Annotated in this window: 9 protein-coding genes; 6 read left to right on the top strand and 3 right to left on the bottom strand. The window is 61.8% G+C overall.

All coding sequences use genetic code 11. The features are described from left to right. Positions 1–17: 17 nt before the first annotated feature. Positions 18–1,949 (top strand): hybrid sensor histidine kinase/response regulator, encoded by a 1,932-nt coding sequence (locus PFLQ2_RS13975; RefSeq protein ID WP_003181798.1) that lies wholly within the window; start codon positions 18–20, stop codon positions 1,947–1,949. A gap of 35 nt (positions 1,950–1,984) precedes the next feature. Here the strand turns inward: PFLQ2_RS13975 and PFLQ2_RS13980 are convergent, their stop codons facing one another. Next, a complete protein-coding gene (locus PFLQ2_RS13980) occupies positions 1,985–2,215 on the bottom strand; it encodes a hypothetical protein (protein WP_003181795.1) in 231 nt (76 codons plus the stop codon). Positions 2,216–2,365: 150 nt separating this feature from the next. On the opposite strand from PFLQ2_RS13980, the gene PFLQ2_RS13985 reads away from it, so the two are divergent. Continuing rightward, positions 2,366–2,902 (top strand): hypothetical protein, encoded by a 537-nt coding sequence (locus tag PFLQ2_RS13985; RefSeq protein WP_003181793.1) that lies wholly within the window; start codon positions 2,366–2,368, stop codon positions 2,900–2,902. 22 nt (positions 2,903–2,924) lie between these two features. Here the strand turns inward: PFLQ2_RS13985 and PFLQ2_RS13990 are convergent, their stop codons facing one another. After that, positions 2,925–4,262 carry a cation:proton antiporter gene (locus PFLQ2_RS13990; RefSeq protein WP_003181792.1) on the bottom strand — a complete coding sequence of 446 codons (1,338 nt, stop codon included), beginning with the start codon at positions 4,260–4,262 and terminating at the stop codon, positions 2,925–2,927. A gap of 358 nt (positions 4,263–4,620) precedes the next feature. On the opposite strand from PFLQ2_RS13990, the gene PFLQ2_RS13995 reads away from it, so the two are divergent. Genes PFLQ2_RS13995 through ligD form a run of 4 tightly spaced genes read left to right on the top strand, consistent with a single transcriptional unit; the run spans position 4,621 to position 10,776 of the window. Beyond that, entirely contained in the window at positions 4,621–6,006 is a 1,386-nt protein-coding gene (locus PFLQ2_RS13995) for an iron-containing redox enzyme family protein (protein ID WP_003181791.1), read from the top strand. Positions 6,007–6,015: 9 nt separating this feature from the next. Next, on the top strand, positions 6,016–6,996 hold the full coding sequence (locus PFLQ2_RS14000) for a methyltransferase (RefSeq protein WP_003181790.1): 981 nt from the start codon (positions 6,016–6,018) through the stop codon (positions 6,994–6,996). After that, positions 6,989–8,152, top strand: coding sequence for a carboxylate-amine ligase (locus PFLQ2_RS14005; RefSeq protein ID WP_003181787.1), 1,164 nt, complete (start codon positions 6,989–6,991; stop codon positions 8,150–8,152). The genes PFLQ2_RS14000 and PFLQ2_RS14005 overlap by 8 nt, the downstream gene beginning before the upstream one ends. Continuing rightward, positions 8,149–10,776, top strand: a complete 2,628-nt coding sequence (ligD, locus tag PFLQ2_RS14010) for a DNA ligase D (RefSeq protein ID WP_003181785.1) — start codon at positions 8,149–8,151, stop codon at positions 10,774–10,776. The genes PFLQ2_RS14005 and ligD overlap by 4 nt, the downstream gene beginning before the upstream one ends. A 156-nt stretch (positions 10,777–10,932) precedes the next feature. Here the strand turns inward: ligD and PFLQ2_RS14015 are convergent, their stop codons facing one another. After that, positions 10,933–15,078, bottom strand: a complete 4,146-nt coding sequence (locus tag PFLQ2_RS14015) for a CheR family methyltransferase (protein ID WP_003181783.1) — start codon at positions 15,076–15,078, stop codon at positions 10,933–10,935. Positions 15,079–15,162 lie beyond the last annotated feature (84 nt).

The following is a 15,162-nucleotide window of genomic DNA, read 5'->3' as shown; positions in this document are numbered from 1 at the left end:
ATGGATGCCCCGGCCAGATGCCCGATAACGACCTCAAGACTGCCCTCATCAACCAAGAACAGCGCTTTCGCCTGCTCATTGACGCGGTGGTCGACTACGCCATCTACATGACTGATCCGTCGGGCATCATCACGAGCTGGAACTCAGGCGCAAGGCGCTTCAAGGGGTACGAGGAGGCCGAAATCCTCGGCCAGCACTTTTCCCGGTTCTATACCGATCAGGACCGCGCCGCCGGCCTTCCGCAACGGGCGCTGGACACTGCTGTGCGTGAGGGACGTTTCGAAGGCGAGGGCTGGCGGGTGCGCAAGGACGGCACGCTGTTCTGGTCCCATGTGGTCATCGACCCGATCATCGACAGCCAGAGCGGTGCATTGCTGGGGTTCGCCAAGATCACCCGCGATCTGACCGATCGCAAGATGGCCGAGGAAACCCTCAAGCAAAGCGAGCAGCAGTTCCGGCTGCTGGTGCAAAGCGTGACCGACTACGCCATCTACATGCTCGACCCGGATGGCCAGGTCACCAACTGGAACCTGGGGGCGCAGCGAATCAAAGGGTACCTGCCGACTGAAGCCATCGGTCAGCATTTCTCGATGTTCTATACGCCCGAAGATCGCGACGCCGGGGAGCCGAAGCGTGCCCTGAGCATTGCCGCCAGCGAGGGGCGCTTCGAGAAAAAAGGCTGGCGCTTGCGAAAGGATGGCACGCGGTTCATGGCCCATGTGGTCATCGATGCGATCCGCAGCGATACCGGCACGCTGCTGGGGTTCGCCAAGATCACCCGCGACATCACCGACGCCACCCAGGCCCAACTGGCCCTGGAACAGGCCCGCGAGGCGCTGTTCCAGTCGCAGAAACTGCACGCCATCGGCCAGCTCACCGGCGGCATCGCCCATGACTTCAACAACCTGCTGACGGTGATCCTCGGCAACCTGGAAATCGTGCGCAAGCGCATGCCCGTCGATCCCAAGCTGGCGCAATTGCTGGACAACGCGACCCAGGGAGCGCTACGCGGCGTTTCGCTGACCCAACGCATGCTGGCGTTTGCCAGAAGGCAGAAACTGACCTACGAATCAGTGGAACTGCCGGTCCTGGTGCAGGGTATCAGCGGCTTGTTGCGAAGCTCCATGGGGCCTTCGATCAATGTCCAGACCCGCTTCGCCGAGTCACTGCCGCCGGTTTTGGCCGATATCAACCAATTAGAGCTGGCGATCCTCAACCTGGCAACCAACGCCCGGGACGCCATGCCTCAAGGCGGTAGGATACTGATCGCGGCCGAAGAGAGCCCGGACACCGGAACCGCCACAGATGTGCCGATGCCACCGGGGCGCTATGTTTGCCTGTCGATCGTCGACGAAGGCGAGGGCATGGATGAGGCGACATTGGCGTCGGCCATCGATCCTTTTTTCACCACCAAAGGCGTCGGCAAGGGCACAGGGCTGGGGTTATCCATGGTCCATGGCCTGGCCGAGCAATTGGGTGGGCGCTTGACGCTCAAGAGCCAGAAGGGCACGGGCACCACCGCCGAGCTATGGTTGCCGGTTGCCGGCGATTCGGCGCCAGGCAACTCGCCGGTTCAAGCGCTACAACCGCAGCCGGTCCATGAATTGCTGGTGCTGGTGGTGGACGATGACAGCCTGGTGCTGACCAGCACCCGATTGTTGATCGAAGACCTCGGGCACCGGGTGATTTGTGCGCCGTCGGGTGCCCAGGCGCTGGAGTTGCTCGAGCGTCATCCGGATATCGATCTGGTCATCACCGACATGGCCATGCCTCAGATGGACGGCGCGCAACTGGCGAAACTGCTGCGCGAGCGGCAACCGACACTGCCCATCATCCTGGCCACCGGTTATGCCGAGCGCCTGGAAGGCTTTGCCACGCAGTTGCCTCGGTTGATCAAGCCGTTCAAGCAGATCGACCTGGTGCGAATCATTGGGCAGACGATCAGCTAGCAGCCGGACAGCCTGGCTCGCCGCAGGGCACCTGCCTACTCGGTATTTTTCTTGAACCCGCGCAAGTTCATCGCACACAGGCAAAACTGCAGCACGATCAGCGCATACGCGTCGGTATGAAGCCCCCAGACCACCCACAAGATATTGCTGGCGATAAAACAACTGAACCCCGCCACCCGCCGCCGCGGCTGGCGGGAGCCGATCAACCAGGCGGCCAGTACCGTGACGGCCATCGCCGGCCATTGCACCCATCCAAGATAATCCACACTCAGGTCCTCAGGCCTCGACGATCTTCTGACCCTGACGGCCTGCGAGCGTTTCGTTGAATCCGCTGCGCCTTTGGTCCATTGGCTTGAACTTGCCCGGTCGCGGGTTTCCTAATAAGTCCCAATCATCGCCGAGGAACCCTCCGCGCAATGCCCAAGATCCTGACCGGCCAGACCCCGGACGAAGAACTGACCGAACACAACGCCAAGCTGTTCGGCTCTCCCAAGGAGCGGCTGGATTTCTATCGTCGGGAGATCCAGTACGAAACCAGCATCCTGGCCAATCGAACCGATGCCTACCTGGCTGCCCAATCTTTTTTGGTGATTGCCTTTGCCTCGTGCATGGCCAATCTGAATCCTGAGTGGGGCAAGCTGTTTACCCTGATCGTGCCGCCATTGCTGGCCTTGCTGGGCTTCTTGAGTTCGCTCAACGCCTGGCCGGGCATCCGCGCGGCGTACGAGATCATCGACCATTGGCATTTCAAACAAAGCGAGCTGTTGCGCGCCGAACCCTTGATGGGCTTGGTCTATGACGAGTCGCCGCTGTTCAGCGAGCGTGAATCGACCCACAAGGGCTACCGCAAGTCGCTGCTGTTTTCGCTGCGTACCCCGTGGATCTTTGCCAGTTTCTGGGTGCTGCTGGGGGTGTATTCGGTGTTCATCCAGGTGACCGATCCCGGCGGCTGAACCGCAGCCTGCACGCCAGGGTTCAATCCGGCTTCTGTTGACGTTCGTACCACCCCAGGGTCGGCTGTGTGCTCAGCCCATGCACCAGAATGCTCAGCGCCACCACCGACAGCGTGAGATTGATGCACAGCTGCGCCACGTCGGGGCGCAAGTCATGATTCAAGGCGTAGAACAGATAGAACAGGCTGCCGATGCCGCGGATGCCGAACCAACCGATGAGCAGGCGTTGCGGTCGATCCAACAGCGGGCCCCAAGGGATCACCATTACGCTCAACGGGCGAATCACGGCAAAGAGCAGGGCGCCGATGGCCAACGCTCGCCAGTCCCAATGATTGGCCAGGACCACGCCCAGCAGCGTCACCAGGAACACTTCCATCGAGCGTTCCACCAGGCTGCCGAACGCCAGCATGTCGCCCATCATTACCCCGGCGGCGACCTGGCCTTCGTCCAGGGATTCGGTATCGCCTACCACGGCTTGCTGAGGATCGACAGCCTCATGGCCGACCACCGGTTGCACCCGATGTTCAGCCGGCGTCTCGTCGCCGTCAGTCGATTGCACCTCGGCCTGGCGCAGTCCCAGCCCCGCGGCGAACACCGAGAGAAAGCCATAGGCCTGGACCGAATCCGCCGCGACGTAGGCCAGGGCAATCAGGGCCAGAGCCAGGTAATCGTTGGGTGACAACGTGCTGTCGGCGTTCCTGATGCGCATCGACAAGGTCAGCTTGCCGATGCCACGGCCCATCCAGTAGCCGATCAGCAAACCCGCCGGCACCGCCCACAGCACATGGCGCAGGGTCCAGTCGCCGAGAAATCCGCTGCCGTCCTCACGCAGCATCAGCAGGCCCAGGATCACGAAGGGGAACGCGGTGCCGTCGTTCAGCCCGGCTTCGCCCGAGAGGCCGAAACGCACCCGGTCGTCATCCCGCGCATCGTTGACCTGGACCAGCGCCGCCAGCACCGGATCGGTGGGGGCGAGCATCGCACCGATCAGCATCGACACCCCCCAACCGAGGCCAAACAGATAATGCAACGCCAGGCACAGCCCGGCGATGGTCAGGATCATGACCGGACCGGCCAACCCATAGGCGACGCGCCAGGTCAGGTTGTTGAGCGGCAGGCGCAGTTTCAGGCCGCTGACGAACAGCGAGAACACCACCGCGACTTCCGTGAGGTGTTCCATCCAGACCGAAGAGTCGCCAACGTCCAGCCTCAGCAGCCCAAGGCCCATCGGCCCGATCACCACCCCTAGCACCAGGCAGATCGCCGATGTCGTCACCGGCATCCAGCGCAGGTAGGAAGAGGTCAATGCCAAGGTCAACAACACGGCGCCGAGCACCGCCACCCATACTGAGAAAATCATCGTTGCTCCTTGGATGGCCTGGCGTGGGTCGTTCAAACGAACGGCTGGAACCGATGCTTGTGGCCTGTTCTTGTGGCCTGCTTCTGTGGCGAGGGAGCTTGCTCCCGCTGGGCTGCGAAGCGGCCCCAAAAACCGCAAGCACTACGCACGTGGGCGGGAGCAAGCACCCTCGCCACATAACAGCGTTTCCGACTTAAAGCATTCGAGACCCGCAGCGAAGCGAGGGTTCCCGTCAAAACCGTGCGGCCCCGTTTATCCGGCTGCTTTTCAACTCAAGGGAATTTTTCACCGCGCGCAAGGCTCTGCAAAAGGAGAGACGTGCTGATTCAGCGTCCAGCAGAAAACCCAAGAGGCCCTTATGACTGTGCTGACACCCCTCCAGGCCCGGCCTGCCACTGTACAACCGGTCACTCATGCCGGAACCGTTCGCCAATCCTACGAACGGCTGCTCCATGCCCCGGACGACGCTGACAAACAAACGCTCGCCCAAGCGCTCCTGCAGTCGTGCCTCGAACAGGCCAGCGCGCTGCCCCAGGACATGCCGGACGATCCCGCCGCGCTACAAGCCTGGGTCGAACAACACAGTGCCGGCGTCGCTCGACAATACGCCGAGTACCTGGAACGGCGCAAAAGCGGTGGCCCCCGCGAATTTTTCACCAGCAAGGCCCACGCCTTGTATTTCCTCCAAGCCGTGGCACCGACCAAACTGGTGGATGGCGCCTGGCTCTACGGCGTACTCAAGCACTGGCATGACCACCGTTTCGAAGGGCTGCTCTGCACTTACCTGGAAGAGCTGGGGGACGGTTATCCAGCGCAGAACCATGTGGTGATCTACCGCAAGCTGCTGGCCGAACACGGACTGCCGGATGCGCCAGACATCGACGACGAGCGCTACCTGCAAGGTGCGGTGCAACTGGCATTGGGGTACGCAGGCGATGAATACCTGCCCGAGGTCATCGGCTACAACCTGGGCTACGAACAACTGCCTCTGCATTTGTTGATCAGCGCCTATGAGCTGACCGAACTGGAGATCGATCCCTACTATTTCACGCTGCACGTGACCATCGATAACGCCAGCACCGGCCATGCCCACAAGGCCGTGCAATCGCTCATGCAGTTGATGCCGATGGAAGCGGACCGCGAAGCATTCTGGCGTCGGGTAACCCTGGGCTATCGCCTCAATGACCTGGGGCAGGGCAGCCGGGCGATCATCGAGTCGTTCGACGTGTACCGCGAAGTTCTCGACATGCTCGAACGCAAGCGGCCCTTCGGCCAACACATGCATTCCGACTACTGCAAGTTCGAAGGCAAGACCGTCAATCAATGGCTGGCAGTGCCAGGGCAATTGGAAGGTTTTCTCGAGGCGCTGCAAGGCAAGGGCTGGATCAAGCGCCACCAGGACCCGCAGGACAGCCGGTTCTGGACGCTGATCGAAGGTGCCGGCGCGGCCATGTTCGGCGTGTTCAGCCCCTATGAAAAACAACTCCTGCACGATTGGATCGCCGGAGACTGGCTGGAAAAAGGCCCACGTCGAAGCCCACGGCGGGCCCACGGTGCAAGCTGTGAGCCGCCGATGCCGGTGCAAGACCCGGACGTCCAGCGCTTGGAGCAAACGCTGCGCAGCCAGTCACCGGACCAACAGATACAGACCCTGCTGCCTTGGCTTTCGGCCCGCTGTCACAGCCACCCGGCTGGACTGTTGGCGACCCGACGGTTCATCGAACTCAAATCCATACTTCGCTAGGAGCCCTGTATGAATCAGGAGGAACGCCTGTCCGAACCCGACCTGGCGCTGTTGCAGCTGGGCCGACGCCTGCACGCCGACGGCTATCGCTTCATCACCCCGACGCCGCTGACCCACGAACGGGTCAACCAGCGGCCCGGCAACGAACGTTCCAAGACCTTGCGCGACGTATTCGGCTGGTCCCGACCCTTTGCGCCGGGATTGATCAGCGCCGATGAACAGCGCCAACTGCAAGACGCCCATGTGTTGGAGGCTCGCGATGGCCTGTTGTATAGCCAGGTGCGCTGGTCGAGCCTGGATGGCTTGCTGTTCGCCCACTCGCCATTTCCCACCCAGGCCACCGATGCGGTGTTCTTCGGCCCGGACAGCTACCGCTTCGCTCAACTGATCCATACTCACCTGCAACAGAACTTCGGCGCCGTGCACCGTGCGGTGGACATTGGCTGCGGCGCCGGTGTCGGGGCGATTGTGATCGCCCGGGCCCGGCGCGAGGCGCAAGTGCTGGCCCTGGACATCAATCCGCAGGCACTGCGCCTGTGCGCGGTGAATGCCGCCCTGGCCGAAGTCGGCAATATCGAGGTCGCCCACAGCGACGTGCTCCAGGATGTGGAAGGCGAATTCGACCTGATCGTCGCCAACCCACCGTATATGGCCGACCCGGCCGAGCGCGCCTACCGCCATGGCGGTGGTGTGCTGGGCGCCGGGCTGTCGCTGCGCATCGTCGAGCAGGCCTTGCCCCGGCTCACGGCCGGCGGTTCGCTGGTGCTCTACACCGGCGTGGCGATGGTCGACGGCCGTGATCCGTTCCTTGAAGCGCTGGGGCGCTGGCGTGACTCGGCGGAGTTTGCCTGGACTTATCGAGAATTGGATCCGGACGTTTTCGGCGAAGAGCTGCTGACCCCGGGTTATCAGGACGTGGAAAGGATCGCCGTGGTGGCGTTGGTGGTAACCCGCATCGGTGCGGGCATCGGAGGGATTGTCGATGAATAGGCATCTGAAGTTCGGCATTGAAGAGGAATACTTCATCACAGACCTGCAAACCCGCTGCATGCCCGAACAGCCGTCCTTGGCGGCGGTACAGGCTTGTCGGGTCGAGTTGGGCGAACACTTCGCCCATGAAATGTTCCAGAGCCAGGTCGAGATGGCGTCGCCGATCTTTCAGAGCCTGCCGGAAGCCGCCGAGTACTTGAACCAGGTGCGTACCGGCCTGAACCAGTGCCTGGCCCCCCATGGCTTGGGCCTGCTCAGCGCGGGGTCGCATCCAATGACCACCCAAGTCTTGCAGCCCACCGATGAATTGCATTTTCAGCAACTGTTCGATGATTACCAGCGCGTGGCGCGACGGAGCGTGTTGTCGGGCCTGCATGTACACGTCGAAGTGCCGGTGGACAGGGATCGGGTCCGGGTGATGAACGAGGTCTTGCCGTGGCTGCCGATGTTGCTGGCCCTGAGCGCTTCTTCACCGTTCTGGAACGGCGCCTACAGCGGGTTCAGCAGTTACCGCCAGGTGGCTTGCGATGAATGGCCGCGCATGGGGGTGCCGGAATTCTTCAAGGACGAGGCGGCGTTCGCCAGCTATGTGGGCATGCTCATGCGGACCGGCTCTATTCACCAGCCCAGCGACTGCTGGTGGGTCATACGGCCTTCGTCGCGCTATCCAACCCTTGAGCTGCGAATCTGCGATGCCTGTCCGAGGATCGAGGATGTGTTGTGCATCGTTTCACTGTTTCGCCTGATGGTGGCTCATGCCGTCGCCCAGCCCGGGCCTGGCGATAACTACAGCTTGATGTCCCACTGGATCCTCAAGGAAAACCGCTGGCGGGCCAAGCGCCACGGAAGCCTGGCGGAGTTCATCGCCGAAGGGCAGGAGCAGCCGATGCTCATGGGCGAATGGCTGACGTTGGCGGAACAGACCTTTGGCGAGACAGCCGCGCAGCTGGGTGTCGAGGATGTGTTCACCCAAGCACGTCGCATCGTGCAGGAAGGCACCAGCGCCGATCGCCAGGTTGTCCTTTACGAGCAAGGGTTGCTGCTGGGTGACTCCATCGAGGAGGCGTTGGGTCGGGTCGTCGATCAATTGCTGGCGGAAACAGCCGGGATGCCCGTGGCCGACCCGACCTTGCAACAGGTAGCAGGTGGCCCATGAGCAGCAAGAACCTCGACGACTACAACCGCATGCGCGATTTCGCCGCCACCTCGGAGCCGGCGGCGAAGCGCCCGCGCAAATCGGCAAAAACCGCCCACGCCTTGCAGTTCTGCATCCAGAAACACGACGCGACGCGGCTGCATTACGATTTCCGCCTGGAACTGGACGGCGCCCTCAAGAGCTGGGCAGTGCCGAAGGGGCCGTCCCTGGACCCCAAGGTCAAGCGCCTGGCGGTGCATGTCGAGGATCACCCACTCGATTACGCGACATTCGAAGGCAGCATCCCCGAGGGGCATTACGGTGCCGGCGATGTCATTGTCTGGGACCGTGGCGTATGGATTCCCCAGGGCGATCCCTCTGAGGCCTATGAAAAGGGCCGGCTCAAGTTCGAGCTGCAAGGTGAAAAGCTCAGTGGCCTGTGGAACCTGGTGCGCACTCATATGCCCGGCAAGCAAGAACAATGGTTTTTGATCAAGCATCAAGACGAAGCGGCCCGTCCCGAAAGCGATTACGACGTGGTGCAGGCCGAGCCGGACAGTGTGCTCAGCGACCGTACCATCGTGCCCAAGCGTCGCGGCAAGGCCGCCGCTGCCAAAGCTGTGAAGGCACCGGAACAAGCCGCTAAACCGAAGTCGACCAAGAAGACCTCGAAAACCAGCCTCAGCGGCGCAGTGGCCGGACCGATCCCGGAAACCCTCAAGCCGGAGCTGGCGACCTTGGTGGAAAGCGCGCCCGATGGCGAGTGGCTCTACGAAATCAAGTTCGACGGCTACCGGGTCATGGCCCGGATCGAAAATGGCGAGGCCAGGCTGATCACCCGCAACGGCCATGACTGGACCCATAAACTGCCAAAGCAGGCCGAAGCCCTGGCCGCGTTGGGGTTGGAGTCGGCTTGGCTCGACGGGGAAATGGTCGTCGCCGATGACCAAGGCGTGCCGGACTTCCAGGCACTGCAGAACGCCTTCGACGCCGGCAGCAGCGGCAAGATTGCCTATTACCTGTTCGATTTGCCGTATCTCAACGGCGCGGACTTGCGCAAGGTCCCGGTGGAAGAACGGCGGGCGGCGCTGGAAGCGGTATTGAAGGATAACGACAACCCCTTGCTGCGTTTTTCCGATGCATTCGAAGAAACCCCCGAGGCCCTGCTCAACAGCGCATGCCAGATGCGCATGGAAGGCCTGATCGGCAAGCGCATGGGCAGCGCCTATGTGTCCCGACGCAGCAGCGATTGGATCAAGCTCAAATGCAAGAACCGCCAGGAGTTCGTGGTCGTCGGTTTCAGCGAACCCAAGGGCGCCCGCAGTGCCTTCGGCGCGCTGCTGTTGGGGCTGCATGATGCCGACAGTGGTGAATTGCGCTACGCCGGCAAGGTCGGCACCGGGTTCAACGAAACCACCCTGAAAAGCATCTACCAACAGTTGCTGCCCCTGGAAACGAAAAAGCCCGCAGTGGTCAACCCGCCCACCGGCTACGACGCCAAGGGCGTGCATTGGCTGGAACCGACCTTGCTGGCTGAAGTGGCTTATGCCGAGATGACCAAGGAAGGCTCGGTCCGCCATGCGGTGTTTCATGGCTTGCGCAACGATAAGCCGGCCAAGGAGATCACCCAGGAACTTGCCAAACCGGTGAAGAAGCCCGCTGCAACCAAGAAAACCGCAGCCAAGGACGAGCCCGAGGCGCCGTCGACCAATTCCAAGGCGAAAGCCAAAGCCAAAGCCGCCCAGGCGCCGGCCATGGACGGCAAGGTCCGTATCACTCACCCGGAGCGGATCATCGACGCGAGCAGCGGTACTACCAAGTTGCAACTGGCTGAGTATTACGCCAGCGTCGCCGAGTTCATCCTGCCCGAATTGGCCGAGCGCCCGGTCGCGCTGGTCAGGGCGCCGGACGGAATCGCTGGCGAGCTGTTTTTTCAGAAGAATGCCGAGCGCCTGGCCATTCCCGGCATCACCAGCCTGGACAAGTCCGTGACGGGGCACCCGGTGATGATGATCAATAACGCCGAGGCGCTGATCGGCGCGGTGCAAATGAGCACTGTGGAGCTGCACACTTGGAACGCGACCTCAGTGGACCTGGACAAACCCGATCGCTTCGTTCTGGACCTCGACCCGGATCCGGCGCTGCCCTGGAAAAGCATGGTCGAAGCGACGCAACTGACCTTGTCGGTGCTCGATGAACTGGGCCTCAAGGCATTTCTCAAGACCAGCGGCGGCAAAGGTATCCATATCGTGGTACCACTGACGCGCAAATTGGGCTGGGACGAGGTCAAGGGTTTCAGCCATGCCATCGTCAGCCACATGGCCAAGCTGCTGCCGGACCGTTTCTCCGCCGTCTCCGGGCCGAAGAACCGGGTAGGGCGGATCTTCATCGATTACCTGCGCAACGGCCTGGGTGCCACCACCATTTGCGCCTATGCCGCACGCACCCGGGAAGGATTGCCGGTGTCGGTGCCGATCTTTCGCGAAGAAGTGGCCGAGCTCAAGGGCGCGAACCTGTGGAACGTGCACAACGTCCATGAACGCCTGGCGGAAGTCGGTCACGAGCCGTGGGCTGGTTTGAAGAAAACCCGCCAGAGCATCACCGCCGACATGCGCCGGCGGATCGGGATGAAGAAAGAGCGGTAAGCCGTTCGTGGCGAGGGAGCTTGCTCCCGCTGGGCTGCGCAGCAGTCCTTAAGCCAGGCACTCAGACCGTGTCCGAGCTGTTTGGGACCGCTGCGCGCTCCAGCGGGAGCAAGCTCCCTCGCCACACAAACCCAAGCCGATTTCAGAAAGCGGCGCTTAGCTCACATGAGAGCGCCGCAACTGCTCGATCGTCTCGATCATTTCGTCATAGGACACCGGCTTGCCGATGTGCTGGTCGAACCCCGATTGGCGGGACTTCTGCTTGTCGACGGAGGCACCGTAGCCGGTCAGGGCGATGGCGGGCACGTTTTTGAGGTGAGGCAGTTCGCGCAGCGCCTGCATCAATTCGTGCCCATTCATCACGGGCATGCCCAAGTCGGAAATGACCACGTCGAAACGTGCATTCTTGGCTGCTTCCAGCGCTTGCAGTGGCTGGTCGAAGCCAACGACCTCGGCATCTTCCATCTCCAGCAGGAGCTTGAGGGTCTCCAGCACGTCGGGGGAGTCGTCCACCAGCAGGATGGTCAGCCCCCGCAAGCGTCCGACCTGCTCATCGGCGTTCGACGGCTTGGCCTCGGCCTCGTCGGTCTTGCTCAAGGGCAGGCGCAGGATAAACGTGCAGCCCTTGCCCAACCCTTCGGATTTGACTTCGATACTGCCGCCGTGGGCCTCGGTCAATTGTCGGACCAACGACAAACCAATGCCGAGCCCCTCGCGTTGATGGGTGGCGTGCTGGGTTTCGGCCTGGCCGAACAAGTCGAACACCTCATTCAGATGTTCGGCGGCGATGCCTACGCCCGAGTCGGTCACGTCCAGTCGCGCGACGTTGCCTTCACGGCATGCAACCAGTTGTACGCGGCCCCCGCTTGGCGTGAACTTGACGGCGTTGTTCACCAGATTCCAGATGATCTGCTCCAACCGCGTCGGGTCGGCATAGACCACCAGCTCGCCGCCAGGACCTTCGGGCAGTTCCAAAGACACTTTGTTGGGGTGGTTGTCGTTGATGACCACGGTATAGATGTCCTGCAGCACCCGGCCCAGGTCCACCGCCTGGCGCTTGAGGCGCAGCTTGCCGGTACGCACCCGCGCCACGTCCAGCAGGTCATCAATGATGCGCGCCTGGCTGGCGACGGCATCGCAGATGGTGTTGATGGCCTTCGCCGCTGCACTGACGGTCTTGGTCACCGGCAGGCGGCGCAGCAACTCGGCGTTGAGCTGGATCAGGTTCAGCGGATGCTTGAGTTCGTGGGACATGACCGCGAAAAACTCGTCCTTCAAATGACTGGTGTTCTGGGTTTCCATCAACCGCTGGGTCTGTTCTTCATGTATGCGCTTGTGACCGGTAAGGTCGCGGGCGATCTTCACGTAGCCCTGCAGATGATCACTGCTGAGTAGCGTTACCTCGCCACTGCAAAAGAACTTGCTGCCGTCCTTGCGCTGGTGCCAACGCTCATCCTCGCAGCGACCATGGGTACGTGCGGTGCTCAGTTCGGTTTCCGGGACACCGTTGCTACGGTCTTCGGTCGAGAAAATGAAATCGTAGTAGGCGCCCTCGGCTTCGCCCTTGGTGTAGCCGAAGATAAGCTCGGCGCCGGTGTTCCAGCTGCTGATCACACCCTGTTCGTCCAGCAGGATAATGGCGTAGTCCCGGGTGCTTTCAGCCACCAGGCGCATGCGTTCCTCTCCCAGGCGCAGCTCTTCTTCGGCGGCCCAGCGCGTGGTGATGTCGATAAAGGTCAGTACGGTCCCGTCGATATGGTCCTCGCTGGAGCGGTAGGGCAGCAGCCTGGCGATGTACCAGCGGCCGTCTTTGCTGCTGACTTCCCGCTCGATCATGCTCAGCGATTCGAACACCTGCGTGGCGTCCGCGCCCAGCTCCGGGTAATCCAGCCGATGGGTGATGTCCAGCAGCGAACGCCCGGTGTCCACCGGCAACATGCTGAAAATCTCGGTGGCGCGGGGGGTGAACCACTTGATGCGCATGCTGCGGTCGACGAATACCGTGGCGATGTCGGTGGAGGCGATCAGGTTGGTCAGGTAATCATTGATCTTGTCGGTCTCTTCCACCTTGGTCTTGAGTTCGTAATTGACCGTCAGCAGCTCTTCGTTGATCGATTGCAGCTCTTCCTTGCTGGTTTCCAGCTCCTCGGTGGCCGAGCGCAACTCCTCGTTGATGGCCTGCATTTCTTCGTTGGAAGCCTTGAGCTCCTCGCTGGAGACTTCAGCCTGCTCGATGGTGTCCTGCAACTGCAATTTGGTACGTTGCAGCTCGCGCTCGAGGTTGGACAGCACCTGGTTTTCAGTCTGGCTGGCACTGGTTTCCAGCAGTTCGGCGGGGTCGACCTCCGACTCCTCGAAGATCACCAGGACGAAGTCCCCATCGGACTCCTCGTCGCGGTAGGGCTGGGCCAGCAGGTCCACGTGATAGCGACGGCCGTCGCGCTCGAGGCTGACCTGGCGGGATTTGACCGCCTGGCCACTCTGATGCACCTGGAACAACGTGGTGCGGACTTCCAGGCGCAACTGTGGGTTGACCAGCGTCAGCAGGTTGCGCGTCATCTCGCCGCCGACGTGCCGCAGAAAGTGCCCGGCGCTTTCGGACATGTGCAGGATTTCGGCATTGGCATCGACGATCATGCTCGGCGGCGCGGCATGCTCGATCGCGCGCAGGTGGATATCGGCAAACGACACTTTGCGCGGAACCAGGATTTGCGGCGTGGGGGCCAGGGTGCTGCGAATGTAGCCACCACGGGGCATGGTCGGGGTACGGCGGCTGCTGCTGGTGCCGTACTTGGCGCGGAATATCCGGTTGCGTTTGTCTACAGGGGTGAACAGGTCCTGGCAGGCGTCGGCCGATTCGGAAGAGCCCAGGAACAAGTAGCCACCGGGGCGCAGGGCGAAATGGAACATCTGCAGGATTTCCCGTTGCACTTCACGATCCAGGTAGATCAGCAGGTTGCGGCAAACAATCAAGTCGATCTGCGAGAAGGGCGGATCGGACAACAGGCTGTGCTTGGCGAACAACACGCGCTCGCGGATTTCCTTGCGCACCCGATAGACCGAACCATCCTTGTGGAAGTACTGGCGCAGGCGGGTCGGCGGTACGTCGGTGACAATGGCCTCGGGATAGGCCCCGGCGCGGCCCGCCGTGATGGCGCGCTCATCGATATCGGTGGCGAACACTTGCAGCTTGGCGCTACTGCCGTCGTGTTGCAGTTGATCGCTGAGCAGCATCGCCAAGGTATAGGCCTCTTCGCCCGTCGAGCAGCCGGCCGACCAGACGCGTATCTCATCCGATGGCGTGGCGCCCGGTTCGACCGGCTTGAGCAGGTTGGGCAGTACATCGCGTTCAAGAGCCTCGAACGCCTCGCGGTCACGAAAGAAGTTGGTCACGCCGATGAGCAGATCGCCCAACAGGGCCTTGGTTTCGTCCGGATGGTTTTGCAGGTAGGTGTAATAGCTGGGCAAGTCCGGCTGGGCGGTGACCTGCATCCGCCGCTCGATGCGCCGCAGCACGGTGGCGCGTTTGTAGTGCTTGAAGTCATGCCCGGTGCCGGCCCGTAGTTGCACCAAGATGTCCTGCAAGACCTGCTCGGCCGCGACGGCTTCACGTTCGTCAGCCGGTGGATGGGTATGGATTTCCGGGTCGTTGGCGGTTGGCAGGCGGATGGCCTGGCTGTTGCGCCACAGCTCCATGAGTTTCTGTGGCATTTCCGCCACCGGCAGTACCAGGTCCACCATCTGGGTGTCGATGGCCGCTTGTGGCATGCCATCGAATTCGGCATCGGTCGGCGATTGGGCGATGGTCACGCCGCCCTGTTCCTTGATCCGCGAAAGCCCCACCGCGCCGTCGGTACCGGTGCCGGACAAGACCAGGCAAAAGGCCCGTTCCTTGTGCACGTCAGCCAGATCGCGAAAAAACAGATCGATGGCGACGTGCCCCCCTACGCGTGGCTCCGCCGGAGCGACCCTCAAATAGCCATCATTCATTTGCAATTGTTGGGAGGGGGCAATGACGTAGACGTGGTTTTTCTGGATCGGGACCGACTCGGTGACTTGCAGCACCGGCATCTTGGTCGATTCCTGGATGATCTGGCCGGCAATGCTCTGATGGTTGGGTGCCAAGTGCAGAATGATCACAAACGCCATGCCGTTGTCCTTCGGCATGTGTTCGAAGAAGGTTTTGATGGCCTGCAAACCGCCCGCCGAGGCGCCAATACCTACCACCGGAAAGTCCAGTGTGCTGGGGCTCAGCTCTCTACGCTGCGGCACGTTGGGAGAGCGTTTGCTGGAAGACGACATAATTATTGGCCTTAAGGTCGGCAGGCAGTCCGGCGAGCCGACTCGATTCAAGAATGCAAAGACACCGAGGATAATCGGGTTGTG

This window comes from Pseudomonas fluorescens Q2-87 (assembly GCF_000281895.1).
Taxonomy (GTDB): Bacteria; Pseudomonadota; Gammaproteobacteria; order Pseudomonadales; family Pseudomonadaceae; genus Aquipseudomonas; species Aquipseudomonas fluorescens_S.
Note: the sequence above shows the minus strand (reverse complement) of the source record. Positions and strands in the feature narration are given on the sequence as shown.